The organism is Bradyrhizobium tropiciagri (assembly GCF_018130545.1).
Classification (GTDB): Bacteria; Pseudomonadota; Alphaproteobacteria; order Rhizobiales; family Xanthobacteraceae; genus Bradyrhizobium; species Bradyrhizobium tropiciagri_A.
In genome coordinates this window covers 66333-88719 of the sequence record NZ_JAFCKF010000011.1, presented here as the reverse complement: position 1 = coordinate 88719, position 22387 = coordinate 66333, and the positions used below count along the sequence as shown (strand labels likewise).

Below are 22387 nucleotides of genomic sequence, written 5' to 3'. Positions count from 1 at the left end.
TGTCGATAAAACAATGCCCGTTCATTGCGCGTGCTCCGCGTCTTCGTAGCGAACCGCACCACCAAGCCAGCAGCCGGTCGGGCGACCACCTTCAAGCTGGAAGCGAACCGACATGATCGAGGGGCGGCCCATGGCGATGCCCTGGCGCACGAAGATCGGATCGCTGGTCGGCTGCACCTCGCCATTGGCGAGCAGCCCGAAGGCGAGCGCGGCGCCGGCAATGCCGGTGGCCGCATCTTCGGGATAGCCGGACGATTTGGGGAACTGGCGCGCCTCGAAAATCCGGGGATCGGCGTCCGATGGCGCGTAAGGATAGAGGCCGGTCGAGCCGATGCTCTCGCAGAGCGCCTCGATCCGATCGAAGTACGGCTGCAAATTATTCAGCATCGAGACGCTGGCGAGCGGAATGAGCGTCTTGACCCGCGCGGTGCAGGCGTTTCGGATAGGGTACGGGCTCAGCTGCCGGACGTTGATGCCAAGCACATCAAGGATGGCGGCACGGCTTTGATCGGACAATGGCTCCGCCGTTCCCGCCGGCTGAGAGATCTCGATCGCAACGCCGTCGCCGGCTTTGTCGTCGATCCGGGCCTCGACCCTGCCGCTCTTGGTCTGGATGGTGGCCCGGTCGCCCGGCAACCGCCCCGCCTGGTGCAGCAGCCACAGCGCACCGATCGTGGCATGCCCGCACATCGACATCTCGTGATTGGGCACGAAGAAGCGGAATTCGAAGTCGCAACCCGAACCGGCCTGAGCGGGGACGACGAAGCCGCTCTCATGCCCATAGGCGCGCGCGACTTCCTGCATCTGCGTCCCGGTCATCCCGTCGGCATCAATGACGATGGGAGCCGGGTTGCCACCGCCCGTACCAGCAGCAAACACGCTCACGAGCTGAACTTCGTTATTCCCAGGCATGTCGACGCGATCCCGCTCTTGCAAAGCTCCCCGCTGCGTCTGGCGGACGCACTGGCGCGCAATCCTGCGCCAACGTGCAGCCGTTCGGCTGGGCTCAGCCGACGAACGGGTTATCTGATGAGGGTATGCGTCCCGATGGCGGCGCGCGCGGCCCGCCGGGCCCTATTGCTTGATCGAGCGGGCCACGCCGTGGCGAACGTCGAGGGGATTGCGGCCGCTGACCCGCTTCATGGCGCGCGCGAACGCCGCGCCGCTTTCGAAGCCGACCCGGAACGCAATCTCGGTGACGGGCAGGTCCGTCCCTGAAAGCAACGCTACGGCTCTTTCGAGCCGCGCGTGTAGCTGGAATTCCCCGATCGACTGGCCGGTTTCCTGCCGGAACAGGCGCGTCACATGCCGCCTGGAAACACCGAAACGATCGCCGAGCCGGTCGAGCGGAATGTCTTCGGCAGCATGAAGCATGACGAAGGCCTTGATGTCGGTGACCAGCGCACTGCCGTGCTCGCGCCGCGACGCGTCCGGCAACGGCTGGCTCGCCGCCGCCTCAGCAACACATTGCAGCACGAGCGCCGATGCGAGATTCTGCCTGATGGCACGGTCTCCGTAAGGTCCGACGTCGTGCCGCATCGACAGGTCCTGCAGCGCGCGAATTGCCGGACTGCGTGGCAGCACCATGGTCGCCCGGGTCCGCCTGCGAAACTCGCGCAGCGAGCCGAAATTCTCATCAAGCCGGCGCAAGGCGTCATCAGTCACATACAATGCAAGATGGTGATGCGCTCCGACACCCGAGCGTGTTTCATGGGCGCGGTTGGCCGGAACGATCGCAAAGCGATCCTGCGAGAGCCACAGCCCCTCGCGGCGGTCTTCATGCCTGAGCTCGACGACGCCCTGGCTCGGCAGAATGAACATCAGGCAGTCGTGCCAGTGCCAGGGCTTGGCATAGCCGGCACCGCTCCCGCGAATCGCAAGCCGCTCCTCGTCGGCAGCGACCAGCGAGGCGCGATCGGCAGGATGTCCCAATTGCTCAAACGACCGCAGCATGAAGATACCGGTGGTTTCCCTGGGAAACATACGTCCGGTACGGTTGAGGAGGCAATCTCCTATTTGACAGCCGTGTGTCGCCGCAATGGCCGCGGGAGCTGCAAAAAGTTGCGGGGCGATTTCGACCGCGTCACCACGGTCGATAATCGCCCCGTCAACCCGGCGGACAGGTGGCTGCTCGCAAGCCAGCCCGTCCAGCCGATAGTCCGAATGATGCGTTCGATTAGCCGAACTGGTTCATCGTGTTGTGGACGCCGCCCGCCTTGAGGGCGGCCTCACCGGCGAAGTACTCCTTGTGATCGTCGCCGATGTCGGAGCCCGCCATGTTCTGATGCTTCGCGCAAGCGATGCCCTGACGGATTTCCGCGCGCTGGACGTTCTTGACGTAGCCGAGCATGCCCTGCTCGCCGAAATACTCGCGTGCGAGATTGTCGGTCGACAGCGCAGCCGTGTGATAGGTCGGCAGCGTGATCAGGTGATGGAAAATGCCGGCGCGCTTGGCCGAATCCGCCTGGAAGGTCCGGATCCGCTCGTCGGCTTCCTTCGCCAGCGGCGTCTCGTCATACTCCACCTTCATCAGCTCGGCGCGGTTGTACTTGCTGACATCCTGGCCCGCTTCCTTCATCGCGTCGTAGACCTGCCAACGGAAATTGAGGGTCCAGTTGAACGACGGCGAGTTGTTGTAGGCGAGCTTGGCGTTCGGGATGACCTTGCGGATGCGATCGACCATCGAGGCGATCTGCTCGATATGCGGCTTCTCGGTCTCGATCCACAACAGGTCCGCGCCATTCTGCAGCGAGGTGATGCAGTCGAGCACGCAGCGATCCGCACCGGTGCCGGGACGGAACTGGTAGAGGTTGCTGGGCAGGCGCTTCGGACGCATCATCTTGCCGTTCTGGTTGATGATGACGTCGCCGTTGCGCGCATTGGCAGCCGTCACTTCCTCGCAATCGAGGAAGCTGTTGTACTGGTCGCCGATGTCGCCGGGCTTGTGGCTGACGGCGATCTGCTGGGTCAGGCCGGCGCCGAGCGAGTCGGTGCGGGTCACGATGATGCCGTCCTCGACGCCGAGCTCGAGGAACGCATGGCGGCAGGCGCGAATCTTCGCGATGAACACCTCATGCGGCACGGTGACCTTGCCGTCCTGATGGCCGCACTGCTTCTCGTCGGAGACCTGGTTCTCGATCTGCAGGGCGCAGGCGCCCGCCTCGATCATCTTCTTGGCGAGCAGATAGGTCGCCTCGGCGTTGCCGAAGCCGGCATCGATGTCGGCGATCACAGGCACGACGTGGGTCTGGAAGTTGTCGATCTTCTCGATCAACGCCTTTTCCTTGGCCTTGTCGCCTTCCTTGCGCGCCGCATCGAGCGCACGGAAGATGTCGTTGAGCTCGCGCGAATCCGCCTGACGCAGGAAGGTGTAGAGCTCTTCGATCAGCGCCGGCACCGAGGTCTTCTCGTGCATCGACTGATCCGGCAGCGGACCGAACTCGGAGCGCAGCGCCGCGATCATCCAGCCGGAGAGATACAGATAGCGGCGGTCGGTATTGCCGAAGTGCTTCTTGACCGAGATCAGCTTCTGCTGGGCGATGAAACCATGCCAGCAGCCGAGCGACTGGGTGTACTTGGTGCTGTCGGCATCATAGGCGGCCATGTCGGCGCGCATCAGCGCAGCCGTGTAGCGGGCGACATCCAGACCGGTCTTGAAGCGGTTCTGCAGGCGCATGCGCGCCACGGCTTCGGCGGAGACGCCGTTCCAGGTGTCCTTGTTCTTGAGGAGCGCCTCGGCTGCCTCAATCTCGCTCTGATACGAAGCCGGTCCCTGGATGGCCCGGTCGCTGATCCCGCGCGGTTGGAAGTTCATGTCCGTGATCCCTTCGGTGACGAAATAACTGCACCGTTTGTGACCCGCGGCAGCGCAGGGAGCTAGACCTGGCGCGGAAAACTTGTCATAACTTACAAGAAACTGATGTATTGTTGTAAGAACCTTACAAACGATGGATTAGGCGGATGGTAACCTCAAGCGCCCGCTCCGTTTTCATGGGCCCCCGGCTACGCCGGCTGCGGCGCGACCTCGGGCTGACCCAGGCGGATATGGCCGCCGATCTCGAAATCTCGGCCCCCTATGTCGCGCTGCTGGAACGCAATCAACGCCCGGTGACGGCGGACATGCTGCTGCGCCTGGCCCGCACCTACAAGATCGATCTGGCCGATCTTGCCGGCGACGGCGGCGCCGATCACACCGCGCGGATGCAGTCGGTGCTGAAGGAACCGATGTTTGCCGACATCGATATCCCCGCGCTCGAGGTCAGCGACCTCGCGGTCAGTTATCCCGGGATGACCGAGGCTTTCCTGCGCCTCTACACCGCCTATCGCGAAGAGCAGCTGGCGCTGGCGGAGCGGCGCGCGCCGGACCTCGCCGGCGCTGCATTGCCGGGCGAGAACTTCGACGCCAACGATCCCGTTGCTGAGGTCCGGCGATTTCTCGCCGCGCGCCGCAACAATTTCGTCAACCTCGACGATGCCGCCGAGCGTCTCGTCCACGAACCGGCGGGACCGGCCGGATTCATCGAGCGGCTTCGCGAACGTCACAAGCTCCAGGTCCGCTATCTGCCGCCGAACGTCATGCTCGGTTCGGTCAGGCGGCTGGACCTGCATCGCCGGCAATTGCTGCTCGAGGACTCGCTCGATACCGCAGGTCTCAATTTCCAGCTCGCCAAGCAACTCGCCTATCTGGAACTGGAAGGCGAGATCAGCGCGGCGGTGGAGGACGGCAAGTTCACCAGCAAGAGCGCTGAGCTGCTCGCACGCCGCGCGCTCGCAGCTTACGCCGCGGCCGCACTCATCATGCCCTACTCGGTGTTTGCGAAAGCGGTCGAGACACGGCGCTACGATCTGGAGGCGCTGGCGCGTCAATTCGGCACCAGCTTCGAGCAGATCGCACACCGCGTCACCACCTTGCAGCGGCCCGGCCTCGAGAAAGTGCCGTTCTTCCTGATCCGGGTCGATCCGGCCGGCAACATCTCCAAACTGCTCGATGGCGCCGGATTTCCGTTCGCCAAGCACGGCGGCGCCTGTCCGCTGTGGTCGGTCCACGATATCTTCAAGACGCCGCGCCAGATCGTCACGCAATGGCTGGAATTGCCGGACGGTCAGCGGTTCTTCTCGATCGCCCGCACCGTGACCGCCGGCGGCGGCGCATTCGGCGCCATCCGCGTCGAGCGCGCGATCGCGATCGGCTGCGCCGCCGAGCATGCCGGCCAGCTCATCTACACCCGCGATGGACAGGGGCCGAACGCAGACGAGCCGACGCCGATCGGCGTCGCCTGCCGGGTCTGCCATCGCCCCAGATGCGCGGCGCGGTCGGCACCTCCGATCGGACGCGAGATTCTCCCCGACGATTTCAGGACCTCGAGTGTGCCGTTCGGGTTCTCGGCGGACTGACGCCGCGCGGCTGCATTCGCGGCGAGCCTTGGCAAATCCGTACCTGGCAAATCAAAGGGGCCACGGTGTCAAACCGCGGCCCCCAGAGCAGATCCAGTCGCGACGACTTTCTCAATCACTTACTGGCAGGGATACCGCCGGCCGTCCTTTGCCTGGAACGTGTTCGATGCAGCATCGTATGAGCGATAGCGCTGAGCGCAAGACGCCGCATGCTGCTGGGCGGCAGCAGCTTCCTGCTGCGCGGCAGCATTGGCCGCACCGGCTGCGATGACGCCGCCGATGAGGCCGCCGACCAGTCCGCCGACGGCTGCGCCGCCATCGCAATTCCCGTAACGGCACCAGACCTTCTCGGTCACTGCCGGCACCGCGGCCGCAACACCGGCGCCGTGCTGGAGCGGAGCCGAGATCGCGGAGGCGGAAAACATCATAACGCCGGTGGTGGCCGTCAAAACGATTTTCAGAAAGCGAGCCCTACGCATCATATCTCCTGCTTCATTGCTGTGGGCGCAGGCCGGCGCTGCATCCCGATTCCCTCGACATGGTTGGCTCGCCCGGTCTCAGACCGGGCGACACCCAGACACGCGCGGCCGGTTACAATTCGCGCGTCAGTCTTGCTTTACAGATGGGCGGATTTCACTGGCCGGCTGCGTTCACGACGCGGCAGAGGTTATCGCCGACACCTGGAGCCAACTGTCCCGGCGGCAAGATGAAGGTCGCATCGACGCGGCTGCCCTTGCCGTCCTTGCGGACGACGACTTGCAACGTTTGCGGCCGCCCGGATCCGGTGGTCTCCTGCTGCGTGGTGATCGTGCCGAGTTTCTTGTCGATGTTCACACCGACAAAACCCTCCGCCAGAACGGCACGGGACACCTTGTCGAGGGCAGCGCCGGGATTGACCGACGGGAAGATCATCCAGGTCTTGTGCGTCATGCCCGTAACCATCGGAACGCCGGTGGCCTGGACGTGATCTGCGCAGCTATCCGCCAGCGCAGGTAGGGACGAAAGAACCGTGAGCGCGAATACGCAAGTAATCCTTGTAAGCATGCTTTCATAACCCGTTTGAGTTGGTCGGGACGATGTAGGCCAAATGGGCTATGAGTCCATGGAGGTGATCGCATTCCGGATGGGCGCGTTCGGATTTTGGCTAGCGGTCACTCACACGTCACGCTCGCTGGAACTCCGGAACGTCAGCACCGCAACAGGTGTGACGTCAGCGAAGGCGCGGCGAGTGATGATCGGCGCGGCATCGCCGTCGATCGAGGCGAGCGAATTGGGTCAAGTCTTACCTTTCGCGGCGGCTCGATTTTCGCAATCTGGATATTCTGTTCGGAAATTGGATACTGAGAGAGAAGAAAAAGAGAACGCGACCTGAATTCCCCAAGGCTGTGCTAATGTGATCGTGCGGTTTGTGCGTGTGGCAGACGTCCTGAATGATGGACCGCGATTCTGATTGATCGGGTCATGTCGCGCACAGCAATTGGTTAGGACTGATGGTCGAAGACGTACTCGCTGCACCCCCCACACGATCGGGGTCTTCGTTCGAAGATCTCGTTGAAATGCTCAGACCGCACGGGATCAATCCCCACTCTTCGCCGCAGTCTGACGAATCGTTTCGCTGGCATGCGGATATTGCGATTGGAGCGGAAATTGATGTCGTACGGGCGGACCTTTCTGCTGGCTGGGATTGGCGCTACTCATACGAGGACTCCGCTGGAGAGCTCGCAATAGGCCTGCTGAATGCCGGCAAGGCCGAGACGCTCATTGCGGGAAAGAGCGTCGAGAGAACCGCCTCCGAGATCGCCATCGTACCCCTCCCGACGATGCAAGCGCAGCGCGTCGAAGCGGTCGACGGACGATACTCGAGCGTCACGCTGACCTTGCATACGGGCGCAGTCACGAAGGTGCTGTCCGCGACGTTCGGGAGCACAGCCCTGGAAGATCTCAATCTGACACCAATTGTCGACTTGTCGACCGGCGTCGGGCAGACCCTTCTTCAGCTCGTTCGCACGAGCGCGACCGGTTTGTATGACGGGACCCTGGCGCGCTCTCCAAAGGCCAGCGCGCTGCTGTCCGAGGCTGCGATACAGCTGATTCTCGAGAACGTCCCCCACCGGCTGACCGACCGCTTGAACCGCTACCCGCTGGATACACCGCCGCGGTACGTCCGGCGGGCGGTCGAGTACATGCGGGCCAATCCTCATCTGCCGCTGACGGTATCGGACATTGCCGCGACGGTTGGTGTCAGCAGCCGGCTCCTGCAATTGGGTTTCCGCAAGATCCACGACACCACGCCGGTCGCCTATTTGCGGCAGATTCGCCTCGAGGCAATCCACGATGAGCTGTCGCGACCGGAGAACATGCTTCCGGTCAGCGAAGTTGCCCTGAAGTGGGGTTTTACCCATATGGGCCGTTTCGCTGCGGTGTACCGCTCGGCTTTTGGCCTGTATCCGTCCGATACCGTCCGGCGGGTGCGAGGGTTCAGCAGCTAGGCACGTAGCTGTTGCGCAGGCCGCTCAGCAAATCGCCATCCCTGACGCCTTGTCGAACAGATGCGTCCGCTCGAGATCGAGCGCGACGTCGATCGCATGGTCCGGCTCGGCGGCGACGCCGACCGGCATTTGCGCCGTGAATGCGAATGCGCCGACAGTCCCGATCACCAGCGTGTGCGGCCCGAGCGGCTCCACGTCCTTCACAAGGATACGGATGGAAGAGCCCGCCGGCGCGCCTTCGCGCAGCACATGATCGGGCCGTACGCCGAGCACCACGGGCTTTCCGACGCTGCCCGCATAGGCCGCCTCTCGCGACTTCGGCACGGTCAACGCCGTGCCCGACGGCTCGGTGAAGGTGAGCGCGCCGTCGCGGGCTGTGATCTCGCCGTGGATGAAGTTCATGCTGGGCGCGCCCATGAAGCCCGCGACAAAGAGATTGCTGGGCTTCTCGTAAATCGTGATCGGATCGGCCGCCTGCTCGATCCGGCCCTTGTTCATCACCACGACGCGGTCGGCCATCGTCATGGCCTCGACCTGATCATGCGTGACATAGACGATGGTCTTGGCGAGACGGCGGTGCAGCGCCTTGATCTCGGTCCGCATCTCGATGCGCAGCTTGGCGTCGAGATTGGACAGCGGCTCATCGAACAGGAACACATCAGGGCTGCGCACGATGGCACGGCCGATCGCCACGCGCTGGCGCTGGCCGCCGGACAGCTGCTTGGGCCTCCGCTGCAGGTATTGCTCGAGATCAAGCACGCGCGCCACGTCGTTGACGGCCTTCTCGATGCTGGCGCGCGGCTCGCCGCGCACCTTCATGCCGTAGCCGATGTTCTCGCCGACCGTCATGTGCGGATAGAGCGCGTAGTTCTGGAACACCATCGCGCAATTGCGCAGGCCCGGCCGCAGCTGCGTCACGTCGCGGTTGCCGATGCGGATGGTTCCGCTGGTGACGGCCTCCAGCCCCGCGATCATGCGCAATGTCGTGGTCTTGCCGCAGCCGGACGGGCCGACCAGCACGACAAATTCCTCGTCGGCCACGCTGAGATCGAGCCCCTCGATGATCTTGTAGGGCCCATATGCCTTGCTGACGTTCTCGATCTCGACGTGCGCCATGGAATCCTTTTCCGTCCCTTCGTCGACGGTAGATAAAGCCCCGGATGACACTTGCGCATCATCCGGGATGTCTCAGTTGAAAGCTAGTTCTTGGGCGGCAGGCCCATCGCCGCGCGATAGGCCGCGAGCTGCTTGGCCCGGCCGAACTCGTCGGTCAGCCGGTTCCACTCCTTGGCCATCGCGTCGAGCGCCGCCTGCGGCGTGGTCTGGCCGGCCAGCGCCTTGCCAAGCTCGATCTCCACCACCTCGGTGTAGGAGAAGTAGCCGGGCAGACGCATGTCGAGCGCGACGTTCTTGGCGTTGATGGAGTCCGATTGCGCGCCGAGATATTCCTTGGCCTCTTCCGGCGTGAAGATCTTGCTCCACAGCTGTAGATTGGCGGTGTGCGATTTGCGATAGGGATTGACGCCGCTGCCGCCGGTGATCGCCGCCTGCCCCGACACGTCGGGACTGGTCAGCGTCTTGACGAAGTCCCACGCCGCCTGCTGGTTCTTGCCGGCCTTCGGCACCGCGATCTGCCAGCCGCCGAATGCCATGAAGGGCCCCGGAAGCACGCTCGGGAATTTATCCCACTTCTTGCTCTTCGCGTTCCAGATCTCATCCGAACCGGGCAGCATCGCCGAGCCGACCTTGCCCGAGATCTTCGACTGCTTCGGGTCGGCGGCGATGACGCCGGTGTCGCCCCAGCCGATCGATTCCGCCACCTGGCCGCCGGCGACCGCGGCGTTCACCTCGCCGAACGAGAAGTTCAGCGCGTTGGGCGGCCCGAGCTTCGATGCGCGGATGTATTCCTCGAGGCCCTTCACCCAGCCCGGATTGTTGATCTGCGCGTCCATGGTTTCGGGGTCGAAGAACATCGCGCCCGGATAGTTCGGATTGTTGGTGTAGGCCGCCGCGTGGCTGAAGAAGAACCAGAACTGCTGGCCGCCGCGACGGAAGGCTTCCGCCGTTCCCCACAGGCCCTTGTCCGGCCGCTGGAAGAATTCCGCGATGTCGAGATACTGCTTCCAGGTCTTCGGCGGCGCGAGGTCATAGCCGTATTTGGCCTTGAACGCGTCCTTCTCCTTGGGATCGCTGAACAGGTCGGTGCGGTAGGTGTAGGTGTGGACGTCGCCGTCCATCGACTGCGAATAGATCTTGCCTTCCCACACCATCAGGCGTTCGCGATAGGCCGGCTCGATGTCGTCCCAGTCCTTGCCGGACTGCATCTCCTTCGGCATCTCGCTGAGATAGGGCACGAAGTCCGGCAGCCAGGCCGGCGCGAAGCTGACAAGGTCGAACGTCGCGTCCGACGCGGTCAGCGAGGTCGCGATCTTCGGATAGAGCTCGGACCAAGGGAATTCGACCACATTGACCTTGCCGCAGGTCTTCTTGGCCCATTCGTCGGCGCCGAGCTTGAGCGCGGAGGCGATATACGGTCCGGTCTGCGACGCCACCGTCAGGGTGACGCCGGTATAGTCCGGGCTACAGGCGGCATTCGCCTGGCTTGCAGCGCCCGCGATCGCGAGCGAGGTGGTCAACATCAGGAACGTCCGTCGCAACATCGTCTAGTCCTCCCTACATACGTTTTTGCTATTTGATGGCCCCGAGCAGCAGGCCCGACCGCATCATCCGGCTGAGCAGGCCCGCCATGATCATCATGGGAACGATGGCGACGAGTGCCGCAGCCGAGATCGCCCACCATTCGTCGCCGCGCTGGCTGTTCTGTCCCGCCACCAGGATCGGCAGCGTCTGCCATCTGGAATTGGTCAGGAACAGCGCGAACAGAAACTCGTTCCAGACGAAGGCCAGCGTGATCATGAACGTCGCCAGCAGCCCGTTCATCGACATCGGCACCACGATGCCGATGAAGATGCGCCAGCTCGGCACGTTGTCGACCATCGCGGCCTCCTCGACTTCGATCGGGATTGCCTCGAAGAAGTCGCGCATCAGCCAGACCACGATCGGCAGCGAGAACGCGACGTAGCACAGCGTCAGGCCGACGAAGCTGTCGATCAACTGGAAGCCGAGCCGGCCGATCTCGCTGTAGAGCAGATACAAAGCGAACGCCGTGACGATCGGCGGGAACATGCGCTGGCTGACGAACCAGAACAGGATGTCCTCATTGCCGAGTATCGGCCCCGGCAACGGCAGGCGATTGGCGACGATGGCGGCGATCAGCGCAATCGGAAAGGCGAGCAGAAGCGCCTGCGGCCGGGTCAACCCCAACGTCGCGTTGAACAGCAGATAGCCGCCGAGCGCGAGCAGGAAGAACATCAGGCCCGCACCAAGCCGCACCTTGAATTCGAACCGCACCAGCGCATAGGCCGCCATCGCGCCGATCGTGGTGGCGATCGCCGCCGCCGACAGGCCGACGATCGTCGAGTTCAGGAACGTGTGGAAGAACTCGCCGCGGATTCCTTGATAGAGATCGATGAAGGGCTGCAAGGTCGGCGTGAAGTCGACGAACGGAATGTAAGTCGGCCCTCCGACGACGCCCGGCGGCGTCTTGAATGCGGTCACCACCACCCAATAGAGTGGAAACACCGTGATCAGACACCAGGCAAGCACGCCGAGCGCGACCAGGCGGCGACTCCATGGCGACAATCCGGTCAAACCCTGCCCGCTCATCGGCGCTTCTCCAGATGCGGCCGCAGCAGCGCCAGATAGGTGACGCCGATGATCGTGATCGCGATCAAGAACAGGAAACTGAGCGCCGACGTGTAGCCGAGATTGAACTTCTTGAAGCCTTCCTGGTAGGCGAACAGAGTCAGCGTCTCGGTGTCCACGCCCGGCCCGCCGCCGGTCATCACGAACACCGTGTCCATGATCTTGTAGCTCTCGATCAGGCGGATGAAGACGACCGCGGCCGAGATCGGCAGCATCATGGGAAAGGTGATGCCCCAGAACTGCTGCCAGGCGCTGGCATTCTCGAGTTCGGCGGCCTCATAGACATCCTCGGGAAGCGTTTGCAGACCGGCCAGCATCATCAGGATGATGAATGGGGTCCACTGCCAGACCTCGACCGCGATGATGCAGGCGAGCGCCCAATGCCCGTTGGTCAGGAATGGCAGATTGGCCAGCCCGAATTTCGCCAGGAACTGGTTGAGCGGCCCCATCGTCGGGTTGAAGATCATGCGCGCCACCAGCGCGACCGCGACGGGCGCCAGCAGCATCGGCAGCAGCAGGGCGACGCGAAACAACCGCTCGCCCGGCACCCGCGCGTTCAACGCCAGCGCAACGCCAAATCCGATCGCGTATTGCAGCCCGACCGCGATCAGCGCAATCAGCGTGGTGGTGAAGAGCGCATTCCAGAACCGCGGCTCCTGCAGCAGCGTGACATAGTTGCCGAGCCAGACCACCCGCGGCGGGATCGGCGGAATCAGGCGATAGCTCAGGAAGCTCGTGGTCAGCGAATAGATCAGCGGAAAGATCGAGATCGCCAGCACGACGAGCACTGCCGGCCAGATGAAGACATGCTTGATCGGATCATTCCGCATCATCGCGCAATCATCCCTTCAGCAGCGCGTCGATCTCCGCGCGCTTCGGCATCGCGGGCGCGGTGCCCGGTCGGGTCACCGAAATTCCGGCCGTGGCCGAACCGAACCGTGCCGCCTCGAGTGGATCGGCGCCGCCTGCGAGCGCTGCGGCAAAACCGCCGACGAACGCATCACCCGCGCCGGCGGTCTCCACCACCTTGCCGGCCGCGAACGGCGGCACATGCAGCGAGCGATCCCGTCCGTGGAACAACGCGCCGCGCTCGCCGAGGGTGATCAGCGCCGTGCCGGCGCCTTTCGCCAGCAACGCATCGCCGGCGCGGCGGGCGCCGGCAAGATCGCTGACCGCGATGCCGGTCAGCCCTTCGGCCTCGGTCTCGTTGGGAACGACATAATCGCAGAGCGCAAACAGGCCATCATCGTCGAACTTGATCGCCGGCGCCGGATTGAACACCGTGACGCTGCCGGCGGCACGCGCAATCTCGAGCCCGCGCCGCGCCGCATCGACCGGCTGCTCGAGCTGGGTCACGAACACGCGGGACTCGCGGATCGCGTCCGCCACCGCGTCGACATCGGCCGGGCTGATCCCGCCCGCCGCACCCGGCACCACGATGATCGCGTTGTCGCCGCGGGTCTCGTGGACATAGATGAACGCAGCTCCAGTCGGCGCTTCGGCGCTCTTCGCGACGCGCGGTCGAATTCCCTCGGTCTCCCAGGTCTTCAGCGCGAGTTCGCCGAAGGCGTCGCTGCCGATCCGCGAGATAAAGCTCACGCTGGCGCCGGCCCGCGCGGCCGCGACCGCCTGGTTGGATCCCTTGCCGCCGGGACCCATGGCAAAGCCCGATCCGGCGATGGTCTCGCCGATCGCCGGCATGTTGCCGGCGCGGAACGCCAGATCGACGACGAACACGCCGAGGACGGCGACGCCATTCCTGCTCATGTCGTCACTCCCCGTCAGGCGCGATGACGCCCTTGCTGAACAGGAAGCAGCCGTAGAAGCGCCGCTCGCCGGTCGCGATCACGCAATAGGCCGTCTTGGCCTTCTCGTAGAACGCATGGCGCTCGACGCCGACCAGCGGCCAGGACCGCCCCTCGGCGCCATCGATCGCTGCCTGCACCTCGCGCTGCACAGGCGGCACTTCCTGAGGCTGGCCGACGATCTCCATGCGGATCGCGGCATCGTCGACGAACGTATCGAGCGGCATCACCGAAAGCACGGCCTCGACCGCCTTGGCGGCACTCACATTGTCGATGCGCAGCAGCTCGCCAAAGGCGGTCTGCCGGGCAATCGAGTCGGCCGGAAAATTGGTGTCGCACACCACCAGGCGATCGCCGTGCCCCATCGCCCGCAGGGCATAAAGCACGTCGGCATTGAGCAGTGGATTGATGCCCTTGAGCATGTTGCGTCCCTCCCTCGTCTTCAAAATCGCCGGACTCTGCCGGTCCGGATCCCCATCCGTATCACCGCAAGGTGACTTTCTTAGTCACCGTACGGAATCCAGATGTTCTTCACCTGCACCGCATGGCGGAGCAGGATCGGGCCCTCGCTTGTGGCTCTGTCGTACCAATCGAGCGCGAGACCATGATCGACCAGCGTCCGCTTGAGATTGCCGATCGACAGCCGCTCCGCTGCCGTCGAAGCCTCCTGCGAACCGAACGCCCAGAGCGCGTCGACATCGTCATGCTCGGCAAGCACCTTGACCAGATCGTCGCGATCGCCGGTGACGATGTTGACCACGCCGCCCGGCACATCAGAGGTCTCGAGCACCTGATAGAAGTCGGTCGCGGCGAGCGGATGCCGCTCGCTCGGCACGGCGACGACCCGGTTGCCCATCGCGATCAATGGCGCGACCAGGCTGATGAAGCCAAGCAGCGGCGCCTCGTCGGGACAGGCAACACCGACCACGCCGATCGGCTCGTGCATCGCGAGCGCCACGCCGCGCAGCGGCGGCGCGTGGATCGATCCTTCGAATTTGTCGGCCCAGGCGCCATAGCTGAACAGCCGCTCGATGCTTGCATCGACTTCCGTGCGTGCCTTCGCGCCCGTAACACCGGTCATGTCAGCGATACGGCGGGCGAACTCGTCGCCGCGCGCGGAGAGGTTCTCGGCAAGGTAGTAGAGGATCTGGGCGCGATTATGCGCCGTCGCCCGTGCCCACCCCTCGGCTGAGCGCGCCGCGGCCACCGCATTGCGGATGTCCTTGCGATTGCCCTCGCCCGCCTCGCCGAGCCGCCGGCCTTTCGGCGAGAGCACCGCGCGGGAATAATTGCCGTCCGGACGCACCTGCTTGCCGCCGACGAACAGCTTTGCCGTTCGATCGATCGGCGGCACGTCGAAGCCGGTGCTGGCGCCCGCCGCCGTCGGCAGCGGCGATGCCTTGGCCCGCGCCTTGCGCCCGCTCCAGGCCCTCGGCTTGAGGTATTCGTACATGCCTTCGCGGCCACCCTCGCGGCCGAAACCGGACTCGCGATAGCCGCCGAAGCCGACGCTGGCGTCGAACAGATTGGTGGCATTGACCCAGACCACGCCGGCCAAGAGTTTCGGCGCGATGTCGAGCGCGAGCCCAATCGTCTCGCTCCACACGCTGGCGGCAAGGCCATAGCGCGTGTTGTTGGCGAGCATCACCGCTTCGTCCGGCGTGCGGAAGGTCATCGCGACCAGCACCGGCCCAAATATCTCTTCGGTCGCAACCGTCGAGGATGGATGCACGTTCCAGAGCAGGGTCGGCGGATAGAAGCATCCTTCGGCCGGGATCGCGCCGGATGCCTGATATTTCTCGGCGCCCTCCTTCACCCCGGTCTCGACCAGCGACTTGATCCGCTCGAGTTGCACGGGGGCGACCACCGCGCCCATGTCGATCGCCTTGTCGAGCGGCATGCCGACGCGAAGCGTCTCCATGCGGCGGATCAGCCGCCTGCGGAAAGTCTCCGCAATCCCTTCTTGCAACAGCAGCCGCGATCCGGCGCAGCAGACCTGGCCCTGGTTGAACCAGATCGCATCCACCACGCCTTCCACGGCGCCATCGATATCGGCATCGTCGAACACGATGAACGGCGATTTGCCGCCGAGCTCCAGCGTCAGCGATTTGCCGGTGCCCGCTGTCGCCTGGCGGATCAGCCGCCCGACCTCGGTTGATCCGGTGAAGGCGATCTTGTCGACGCCGGGATTTTCGACCAGCAACGCGCCGGTCGCACCATCGCCGGTGATGACGTTCAGCACGCCCGGCGGCAGGCCGGCCTCGGCTGAGAGTTCGGCGAACAGCAGCGCCGTCAGCGAGGTGAACTCCGCCGGCTTCAGCACCACGGTATTACCCGCGGCAAGCGCGGGCGCAATCTTCCAGGCCAGCATCAGCAGCGGGAAATTCCACGGGATGATCTGCCCGATCACGCCGACCGGCACCTGATCGGCGAATTCGCGCTCCTGCAACTGCGCCCAGCCGGCATGATAGTAGAAATGGCGCGCCGCGAGCGGCACGTCGAGATCGCGGGTTTCCCGGATCGGCTTGCCGTTGTCGATCGCCTCGAGCACGGCGAACAACCGGGCGTGACGCTGCAGCATGCGTGCCAGTGCATAGAGATGACGCGCGCGGCCATGACCGCCAAGCTTCGCCCATGCGGTTTGCGCAGTGCGCGCGGCGTTGACCGCGGCCTCGACATCGGCGGCAGCACCCTGCGCGATGCGCGCCAGCGTCTTGCCCGTGGCAGGCTCGCTCGTCGTGAGGTGCTCGCCCGCATGCGGTGCGACAAACTTGCCGGCGATGAAATGGCCGAACGTGGCGTCATGCCGCGCCAGCCAGGCGCGTGCCTCGCCGTCCGCCTCTGGCGCGGGGCCATACTCCATGGTCTCGAAATAGTTTGCGACGCTCATCTCATCCCACGGGGTGGCGGTTGAAAGCCGAGTAGTGGCCGGTCACGTGATGCTCGAGCTGCCGCTCGATGTCGGCGAGCAGGCTGGAGGCGCCGATGCGGAACAGGTCCGGCTCGAGCCAGTCGCGTCCCAGCTCCTCCTTCATCAGGAACTGATAGTTGAGCACGTCCTTTGCCGTCGAGATGCCGCCGGCCGGCTTGAAGCCGATCTTGTAGCCGGTGCGCTCCTGATAGACGCGTATCATCCGCAGCATCGCCAGCGTCACCGGCAATGTCGCGTTGACGCCTTCCTTGCCGGTGGAGGTCTTGATGAAGTCGGCGCCGGCCATCATGCAGACCATCGACGCCTTTGCGACGTTGCGCAGCGTCTTGAGGTCGCCGGTGGCCAAGATCGTCTTGATATGCGCGTTACCGCAGGCGGCGCGGAAATCGCGGACCTCGGCGTAAAGCGCCCGCCAATCGCCGGTCAGCACGTGCTCGCGAGTGATGACGATGTCGATCTCCTGCGCGCCATCGCGGACCGACGCCTCGATCTCCTTCAGCTTGACATCGTGCGGCACGAGGCCGGCGGGAAATCCGGTCGAGACCGCAGCGACTGGAATGCCGGTTCCGTCGAGCGCTTCGACAGCCGTCGCAACGAAACGATGGTAGACACAGACCGCACCGGTATGCAGGTCACGACCGGCAAAGCCGAGCTTCTCGATGACATCACTACGCACCGGCGCCTTGGCCTTGGCGCAGAGGCGCTTCACCCGCTCGGTCGTATCGTCGCCATTGAGCGTCGTCAGGTCGATGCAGGTGATCGCCTTGAGCAGCCACGCCGCCTGCGCGTCCTTCTTGACGGTTCGCCGGCCGGGCAGGCTGGCGACGCGCCGTTCGGCGGCCGACAGATTGATCCTGATATCGTCGACCCAATCCATCTCGAGCGCGCGACCGCTGTTGCGTGGGATCGCATGCGGATGCTCACCGCCCGGAGCAGGCGTCTGCATGGCCAATGGGGACGGGTTCTGTATGAAGACGCTCTGCGTCATGGGAGGCGCCGTGCGTCCTAGCGAATCGACGAGATCGCCAGATAGACTGAATGTGCAGATCGCAACATGTGATCCTCCCCTAACCTCGCCGCTGGGTTTGCCGATTGCCGAGGAACGGGATCGTTCCGGCACCGGTTCAGCCCACCGAACTGGATGTTATTTTTGTAACAAACTGACGTTGATAAACTCACAACATTGTAAGATCATTGTCAATCGGATAAGCAAGCTCGGCGATCAAAATGGCTGAAACCCCCAACGCACGACCAAGCGAGACCCGCGTCCAGCGCCTGCAGAGGCTGCGCCGCGCCGTTGAATCGAGCGGCGCACTGCATCTGAAGGACGCCGCCGAACTCCTCAGGGTTTCCGAAATGACGGTGCGGCGCGACCTTGCCGGTCCGGAAGCCGCCCTCGCTTTGCTCGGCGGCTATGTCGTCAATGCGGCGTCGCCAACCGGCATCAAATACGCGTTCGAGCAGGAGATCGACCAGCACACCCAGGACAAGCGCCTCGCCTGCCGGGCTGCCGCCGCCTCGATCAAGGAAGGCGATACGATCTTCATCGACTGCGGCACGACGATGCAGTCGCTGGCCGACTGCCTGCCCGAAGACCTGCCGCTCTCGGTGATCTGCTATTCGATGAATGTGGCCTCGATCGTCACGCGGCGGCCGGCTACGCAGGTGATGCTGATGGGCGGGCTCTACCATCCGTCGTCGCAGTCGTTTGCGTCGGACGACGGTCTGTCCTACCTGCGGCGGCTCGGGATCAACAAGGCCTTCATTTCCGCCGGCGGCGTGCACTGGACCCGCGGCGCGAGCTGCTCCAATTTTCACGAGGTCGCTGTCAAGCAGGCCGTCATCGAGACCGCGATGGAGAGCATCCTGGTGATCGACGCCAGCAAGCTCGGCAGCCTCAAATCGGCATTCTTCTCCGACATCGCCGCGTTCTCGCGGATCATTGTCGGTGGCGCGGCGTCATCGGACATGCGCAAGCATTTCCGTACCCTTCCGGTCGAATACGTGACCAGCGCAATCTGACCCGGACGGGGGCTGGCTCGCCCGGGTCAGCTTCGTCCATGATGCACGCCGTTGCGACACCGCGCATCGCTGGCCAAAGATCAATTGCAGGCAGGCTTCGCCTTGTTGCAGGCGTCGGTCAGTTCCGGCGGCGGCTCCTTCTTGAACACCGTCTTGTAGGATTCCAGCACGTTGGACTGCGTTACCGGCAGCGACTGCACGCCAACCCAGGCCGGCGTTTCCTTGCCAAGCAGCGCATTCATCATGGCCATCGCCTCCGCGACGCCCTGGTCATAGGGACGTTGCGACCCGGTCGCCTTCAGTGGTCCGCCTTTCGCAATCTCGATCGCCGATTGCAGGCCGAGATCGACGGTCGTGACCGGAATGTCGATGCTCTGCGCGCGCATCGAGCTCAGCGTATCCAGTGCCGGCTGATCCCAGACCGCAAACACGCCCTTGACGTCGGGATTGCCGGTGAGGAAGTCGCCCGCGATCTGCGATACCTTCGGCGGGTCGGTGAAGTCGACCTGCTTCATCTTGATGTCCGGCCGGTTCTTCTGCATCCACTCGCGAACACCTTTGGTGCGCTCGTTGGTGCTGAAATAGTCGACGCCGAAATTGACCAGACCGATGGTTCCGCCCTGCGCCACGCAGGACGCCAGGATCTGCGCCGCAATCTGCCCGTTACCCAGATTGTCCGCCGAAATCATCGAGGCATATTCCTCGGGATGCTTGAGGCCGGTCGGAATGCTGTCCATCAGCACCAGCTTGATACCGGCCTTGGCGACCTTCTTGTAGGTCGGCGCGGTCGCGGTGAAGTCGACCGGGATCGAGATGATGCCGTCCGGATGCTGCTGGATGGTGTTTTCGATGTCGGCGATCTGCTTGTCGACCTGATATTCGGCGGACGCGACGCCGGTCACCGTCACGCCATACTTCTTCAGCGTGTCGGTGATGCCCTGGATCTGCAGTTGCGCCCAGTCGAGGTTGACGGTCTGCATCGAGATGCCGACCTTGAAGTTCTTCTCCTTGATCTTGGCGGCTTCGGCATCCGACAACGCCAGCACTTCGGGCGAGGCGGCCTTCTCGCCATGCGGCCCCTGGCCAACGATCGATTTCGGTCCGAGCGTTGCGAGATCGACGCCCTTGACACAGCTTGCCGGCACTTCGGCACGGGCCGAGGGGGCGATCGAAATGGCCGTCGCCGCGATCAGCGCGGTCAACGGCAGGGTTTGTCGCAAGATTGGCTTCATTGTTTCCTCCCTTTGTGGTCGCCGATTGACCGGAGGCCGGCGACCTTGCCCCTACCCTTGCAACGCAGTGGCCTCGCGACCCTTGCGCTGCATCTCTTCCTGACTAGCGTTTCGTGAAGGCGACCGCGGCCACGATGATCGCTCCCTTGATGACGAGTTGCAGAGGCGAGCTGACACCGAGCAACACGAGCCCGTTGTTGAGCGTGCCGATGATCAGGCTGCCGAACAGCGTCCCCAGGATGTAGCCGCGGCCGCCGAACAGGCTGCAGCCACCGAGGATCACGGCGGCGATCACATCGAGCTCCATGCCCTGCACGACGTCGGGCCGCGCCGCATGCGAGCGCGCCGACAGCACCAACGCAGCAAGTCCGGCCAGCGTGCCGGTCAGCACGAAGGCCGCGGTCGTCACCCATTTGGTGTTGATGCCGGAATAGAGCGCCGCGGTCGGATTGCCGCCGACCGCATAGATGCGGCGACCGAACACATTGTAGTGCAGCAGCAGGATGCCGACGATCATCGCCACCAGCGTCCAGGCGATCGGCACGGGGATGCCGAGAAACGATCCTTCGCCGAAGATCGCAAAATATGTCTCATTGGTGATGATGACGGGCTTGGTGTTGGTCACCATCATCGCCAGGCCCCGCGCCATGCTCAGCGATCCCAACGTGACCAAGAAGGACGGAATCGAGAGCTGCGTGGTAAGGATGCCGTTGAGCAGCCCGACCAGCGCGCCGGTGCCGAGGCCTGCGACGGCACCGACGATCCAGCTGTTGTTGATCTGGCTCATCGCGAGCGCGGCGGCCATGCCCGACAGCGCCAATGTCGATGCGACCGACAGATCGATCTGGCGCGCGATGATCACAAAGGTCATGCCGACGGCGATGATCGACACCAGCGTGGTCTGGCGTCCGATGTTCAGGAAATTATCGACCGACAGGAACCAGGGCGAGGACAGGCTGAACACCACCAGCAGCACCACGAAGGCGATGTACAGCATGTAGGGCCGCTCGCCCCGCAGCAGGTTCTGCAGCAGCTTGCGGCGTCGATCGGATCGGGTCGACGCAGCGACGACATTGGGCGCGATTAATTCAGTCATGCGGGCAGCTCTTGCAATGCGCTTTGTCCTGAAGCCTGGTACATCTGCAGCAGATGATGCAGCTCTTCGGCATCATCGATCTCGCCGCGCTGAAGCGTTCGCGCCACGCGCCCATCGACGATCACGGAGATGCGGTCGCACAGCGCGATCAGCTCGACGAGATCCGACGAGACGACCAGCACGCCACTGCCGTCGCGGGCGGCGTTGCGGATCACGGCATAGATCTCCTCGCGCGCGCCGACGTCGACGCCAACCGTCGGCTCGTCGAGCAGCAGCACGCGCGGCCGCGGATCATTCCATTTTCCGAACACGACCTTCTGCTGGTTGCCGCCCGACAATGTCCTGACCAGGCTCGAGGCGCCCTGCGCTTTCACCGATAATCGAGCGACCGCGGTTTCCGCGCGCCTCGCAGCGGCGCGCTGCTGCATGAAACCCCAGCGCGAGAAGTGCGGAATCCGCGGCAGCGTGATGTTGCGCTCGATCGAATGGTCGAGCACCAGGCCTTGCACGTGACGATCCTCCGGCACCAGCGCGACGCCGTGGTCGATCGCATCGGCCGCGCCCTTCGGCAGCCACGGCCTGCCCTCGATCTCGAGCCTGCCGCGCTCGACCGGCCGGAGTCCGAAGACCGTCTCCAGGATCTCGGTGCGCCCGCTGCCGATCAATCCGGCAAGGCCGTGGATTTCGCCCTTCAGCACGGTCATATCGACGGCGGACAGCCGGTCGTTGCAGACGCCCGACAGCGACAGAACCGGCGACGGATCGAACGCACGCGTGGCCGCAGGCGCGACGCGCGAGGCGGCGGGCGCCGATCGATCGGTGCCGATGATGGCGTTGACCAGCCGCTTCATGTCGGTCTCGGCGGTGACGAAGGTGCCGGCGTTAGCGCCATCGCGCAGCACCGTGACACGCTGCGAGATCTCGAAGACCTCGTTGAGCCGATGCGTCACGTAGATCACGCCGATGCCCCGGCGCGTCGCCTTGCCGATCGCGTCGAACAGGATGCGGACTTCATCTGACGTCAGCGAGGACGTCGGCTCGTCGAGGATCAACAGCCGCACCTCGCCCATCAAGGCCTTGGCGATCTCAGTCATCTGGCGGTAGGCGAACGGCAGCGAGCCGACCGTGGCTTTCGTGTCGAGGGGAATGCCGAGTTCGGTCAGGAACGCCTCGGCCCTGGCCATCAACTCGCGCTTTCGGACAAAGCCGAAACGCGCGCGTGGCTCGCGGCCGAGCAACAGATTGTCGGCGACGCTGAGCGATTCAACGAGGCTGAGATCCTGATAAACGACGGCGATCCCCGCCTCGCGCGAGCGCGCCGGGCTGTCGAACGCGACCGGCTTGCCGGCGATCTCGATGGTGCCGCTGTCGGCGGCATGAACCCCGCTGAGGATCTTGATCAGCGTGGATTTTCCGGCCCCGTTCTCGCCCAGCAGCGCGTGCACCTCGCCGGGGCGGACCTCAAGGTTGACGTCGCGCAACGCGCGTACGCCGCCGAAGCGCTTGTTGATGCCACCGACCAACAAAAGCGCCGTCGACGGTCGAGGCTCTGCCGCGATCGAACCGGACAATTCCAAAATTTCCTCCCGTCACCCGCGCGCGGCGCTGGTACGATGATGACATGTTGTTATTTTTACAACCTATTGTGTTAT

Annotated in this window: 20 protein-coding genes; 4 read left to right on the top strand and 16 right to left on the bottom strand. The window is 64.1% G+C overall.

Going from position 1 to position 22387, the window contains the following annotated elements:
• Positions 1 to 21: 21 nt before the first annotated feature.
• The 3 genes from JQ616_RS35590 to JQ616_RS35580 form a co-directional block, all read right to left on the bottom strand.
• Positions 22 to 912, bottom strand: a complete 891-nt coding sequence (locus tag JQ616_RS35590; RefSeq protein ID WP_212022840.1) for a PhzF family phenazine biosynthesis protein — start codon at positions 910 to 912, stop codon at positions 22 to 24.
• A 162-nt stretch (positions 913 to 1074) separates the two neighbouring features.
• The gene (locus JQ616_RS35585) at positions 1075 to 1953 is read right to left on the bottom strand and encodes a helix-turn-helix domain-containing protein (RefSeq protein WP_212022839.1); all 879 of its coding nucleotides are present in this window, start codon (positions 1951 to 1953) and stop codon (positions 1075 to 1077) included.
• A gap of 223 nt (positions 1954 to 2176) precedes the next feature.
• A complete protein-coding gene (locus JQ616_RS35580) occupies positions 2177 to 3814 on the bottom strand; it encodes an isocitrate lyase (RefSeq protein WP_212022838.1) in 1638 nt (545 codons plus the stop codon).
• Between the two features lie 146 nt (positions 3815 to 3960).
• Between JQ616_RS35580 and JQ616_RS35575 the strand changes: the two genes are divergently transcribed.
• Positions 3961 to 5394 carry a helix-turn-helix domain-containing protein gene (locus tag JQ616_RS35575; RefSeq protein WP_212022837.1) on the top strand — a complete coding sequence of 478 codons (1434 nt, stop codon included), beginning with the start codon at positions 3961 to 3963 and terminating at the stop codon, positions 5392 to 5394.
• A gap of 119 nt (positions 5395 to 5513) precedes the next feature.
• Here the strand turns inward: JQ616_RS35575 and JQ616_RS35570 are convergent, their stop codons facing one another.
• Entirely contained in the window at positions 5514 to 5819 is a 306-nt protein-coding gene (locus JQ616_RS35570) for a BA14K family protein (RefSeq protein WP_249137724.1), read from the bottom strand.
• 208 nt (positions 5820 to 6027) lie between these two features.
• A complete protein-coding gene (locus tag JQ616_RS35565) occupies positions 6028 to 6324 on the bottom strand; it encodes a hypothetical protein (RefSeq protein WP_249137722.1) in 297 nt (98 codons plus the stop codon).
• 157 nt (positions 6325 to 6481) lie between these two features.
• Between JQ616_RS35565 and JQ616_RS35560 the strand changes: the two genes are divergently transcribed.
• Positions 6482 to 6766 (top strand): hypothetical protein, encoded by a 285-nt coding sequence (locus tag JQ616_RS35560; protein ID WP_212022834.1) that lies wholly within the window; start codon positions 6482 to 6484, stop codon positions 6764 to 6766.
• 118 nt (positions 6767 to 6884) lie between these two features.
• Entirely contained in the window at positions 6885 to 7883 is a 999-nt protein-coding gene (locus JQ616_RS35555) for a helix-turn-helix transcriptional regulator (protein WP_249137720.1), read from the top strand.
• A gap of 24 nt (positions 7884 to 7907) precedes the next feature.
• Here the strand turns inward: JQ616_RS35555 and JQ616_RS35550 are convergent, their stop codons facing one another.
• From JQ616_RS35550 to deoC, 8 genes are all read right to left on the bottom strand, one after another.
• The gene (locus JQ616_RS35550; RefSeq protein ID WP_212022833.1) at positions 7908 to 8999 is read right to left on the bottom strand and encodes an ABC transporter ATP-binding protein; all 1092 of its coding nucleotides are present in this window, start codon (positions 8997 to 8999) and stop codon (positions 7908 to 7910) included.
• A gap of 83 nt (positions 9000 to 9082) precedes the next feature.
• Positions 9083 to 10522 (bottom strand): extracellular solute-binding protein, encoded by a 1440-nt coding sequence (locus JQ616_RS35545; RefSeq protein WP_349630091.1) that lies wholly within the window; start codon positions 10520 to 10522, stop codon positions 9083 to 9085.
• A gap of 49 nt (positions 10523 to 10571) precedes the next feature.
• Positions 10572 to 11609 carry a carbohydrate ABC transporter permease gene (locus JQ616_RS35540; RefSeq protein WP_212022831.1) on the bottom strand — a complete coding sequence of 346 codons (1038 nt, stop codon included), beginning with the start codon at positions 11607 to 11609 and terminating at the stop codon, positions 10572 to 10574.
• Positions 11606 to 12481, bottom strand: coding sequence for a carbohydrate ABC transporter permease (locus JQ616_RS35535; RefSeq protein ID WP_212022830.1), 876 nt, complete (start codon positions 12479 to 12481; stop codon positions 11606 to 11608). The genes JQ616_RS35540 and JQ616_RS35535 overlap by 4 nt, the downstream gene beginning before the upstream one ends.
• A 7-nt stretch (positions 12482 to 12488) precedes the next feature.
• Positions 12489 to 13415 carry a ribokinase gene (gene rbsK, locus JQ616_RS35530; protein WP_212022829.1) on the bottom strand — a complete coding sequence of 309 codons (927 nt, stop codon included), beginning with the start codon at positions 13413 to 13415 and terminating at the stop codon, positions 12489 to 12491.
• Between the two features lie 4 nt (positions 13416 to 13419).
• A complete protein-coding gene (locus tag JQ616_RS35525; protein WP_212022828.1) occupies positions 13420 to 13875 on the bottom strand; it encodes an RbsD/FucU family protein in 456 nt (151 codons plus the stop codon).
• 80 nt (positions 13876 to 13955) lie between these two features.
• Positions 13956 to 16343 (bottom strand): aldehyde dehydrogenase family protein, encoded by a 2388-nt coding sequence (locus tag JQ616_RS35520; protein WP_212022827.1) that lies wholly within the window; start codon positions 16341 to 16343, stop codon positions 13956 to 13958.
• A 1-nt stretch (position 16344) separates the two neighbouring features.
• Positions 16345 to 17331 (bottom strand): deoxyribose-phosphate aldolase, encoded by a 987-nt coding sequence (deoC, locus tag JQ616_RS35515; RefSeq protein ID WP_212022943.1) that lies wholly within the window; start codon positions 17329 to 17331, stop codon positions 16345 to 16347.
• A gap of 281 nt (positions 17332 to 17612) precedes the next feature.
• Here deoC and JQ616_RS35510 point away from each other — a divergent pair, with 281 nt between their 5' ends.
• On the top strand, positions 17613 to 18407 hold the full coding sequence (locus JQ616_RS35510; protein WP_212022826.1) for a DeoR/GlpR family DNA-binding transcription regulator: 795 nt from the start codon (positions 17613 to 17615) through the stop codon (positions 18405 to 18407).
• 80 nt (positions 18408 to 18487) lie between these two features.
• On the opposite strand, the gene JQ616_RS35505 is transcribed toward JQ616_RS35510, so the two are convergent.
• The 3 genes from JQ616_RS35505 to JQ616_RS35495 form a co-directional block, all read right to left on the bottom strand.
• Positions 18488 to 19639, bottom strand: coding sequence for a substrate-binding domain-containing protein (locus JQ616_RS35505; RefSeq protein ID WP_212022825.1), 1152 nt, complete (start codon positions 19637 to 19639; stop codon positions 18488 to 18490).
• Between the two features lie 103 nt (positions 19640 to 19742).
• On the bottom strand, positions 19743 to 20735 hold the full coding sequence (locus tag JQ616_RS35500) for an ABC transporter permease (RefSeq protein WP_212022824.1): 993 nt from the start codon (positions 20733 to 20735) through the stop codon (positions 19743 to 19745).
• Positions 20732 to 22306 (bottom strand): sugar ABC transporter ATP-binding protein, encoded by a 1575-nt coding sequence (locus JQ616_RS35495; RefSeq protein ID WP_249137719.1) that lies wholly within the window; start codon positions 22304 to 22306, stop codon positions 20732 to 20734. Before JQ616_RS35495 ends, JQ616_RS35500 begins: the two co-directional genes overlap by 4 nt.
• Positions 22307 to 22387: the final 81 nt, after the last annotated feature.

Bases quoted from the DNA above. Each gene is read 5' to 3' on its own strand.
- JQ616_RS35525 (WP_212022828.1), bottom strand. From the start codon at position 13,875: ATGCTCAAGGGCATCAATCCACTGCTCAATGCCGACGTGCTTTATGCC.
- JQ616_RS35580 (WP_212022838.1), bottom strand. From the start codon at position 3,814: ATGAACTTCCAACCGCGCGGGATCAGCGACCGGGCCATCCAGGGACCG.
- JQ616_RS35575 (WP_212022837.1), top strand. From the start codon at position 3,961: ATGGTAACCTCAAGCGCCCGCTCCGTTTTCATGGGCCCCCGGCTACGC.
- JQ616_RS35565 (WP_249137722.1), bottom strand. From the start codon at position 6,324: ATGACGCACAAGACCTGGATGATCTTCCCGTCGGTCAATCCCGGCGCT.
- JQ616_RS35550 (WP_212022833.1), bottom strand. From the start codon at position 8,999: ATGGCGCACGTCGAGATCGAGAACGTCAGCAAGGCATATGGGCCCTAC.
- JQ616_RS35590 (WP_212022840.1), bottom strand. From the start codon at position 912: ATGCCTGGGAATAACGAAGTTCAGCTCGTGAGCGTGTTTGCTGCTGGT.
- JQ616_RS35505 (WP_212022825.1), bottom strand. From the start codon at position 19,639: ATGAAGCCAATCTTGCGACAAACCCTGCCGTTGACCGCGCTGATCGCG.
- rbsK (WP_212022829.1), bottom strand. From the start codon at position 13,415: ATGAGCAGGAATGGCGTCGCCGTCCTCGGCGTGTTCGTCGTCGATCTG.
- deoC (WP_212022943.1), bottom strand. From the start codon at position 17,331: ATGCAGACGCCTGCTCCGGGCGGTGAGCATCCGCATGCGATCCCACGC.
- JQ616_RS35500 (WP_212022824.1), bottom strand. From the start codon at position 20,735: ATGACTGAATTAATCGCGCCCAATGTCGTCGCTGCGTCGACCCGATCC.
- JQ616_RS35535 (WP_212022830.1), bottom strand. From the start codon at position 12,481: ATGATGCGGAATGATCCGATCAAGCATGTCTTCATCTGGCCGGCAGTG.
- JQ616_RS35560 (WP_212022834.1), top strand. From the start codon at position 6,482: ATGGGCTATGAGTCCATGGAGGTGATCGCATTCCGGATGGGCGCGTTC.
- JQ616_RS35510 (WP_212022826.1), top strand. From the start codon at position 17,613: ATGGCTGAAACCCCCAACGCACGACCAAGCGAGACCCGCGTCCAGCGC.
- JQ616_RS35540 (WP_212022831.1), bottom strand. From the start codon at position 11,609: ATGAGCGGGCAGGGTTTGACCGGATTGTCGCCATGGAGTCGCCGCCTG.
- JQ616_RS35585 (WP_212022839.1), bottom strand. From the start codon at position 1,953: ATGCTGCGGTCGTTTGAGCAATTGGGACATCCTGCCGATCGCGCCTCG.
- JQ616_RS35520 (WP_212022827.1), bottom strand. From the start codon at position 16,343: ATGAGCGTCGCAAACTATTTCGAGACCATGGAGTATGGCCCCGCGCCA.
- JQ616_RS35555 (WP_249137720.1), top strand. From the start codon at position 6,885: ATGGTCGAAGACGTACTCGCTGCACCCCCCACACGATCGGGGTCTTCG.
- JQ616_RS35545 (WP_349630091.1), bottom strand. From the start codon at position 10,522: ATGTTGACCACCTCGCTCGCGATCGCGGGCGCTGCAAGCCAGGCGAAT.
- JQ616_RS35570 (WP_249137724.1), bottom strand. From the start codon at position 5,819: ATGTTTTCCGCCTCCGCGATCTCGGCTCCGCTCCAGCACGGCGCCGGT.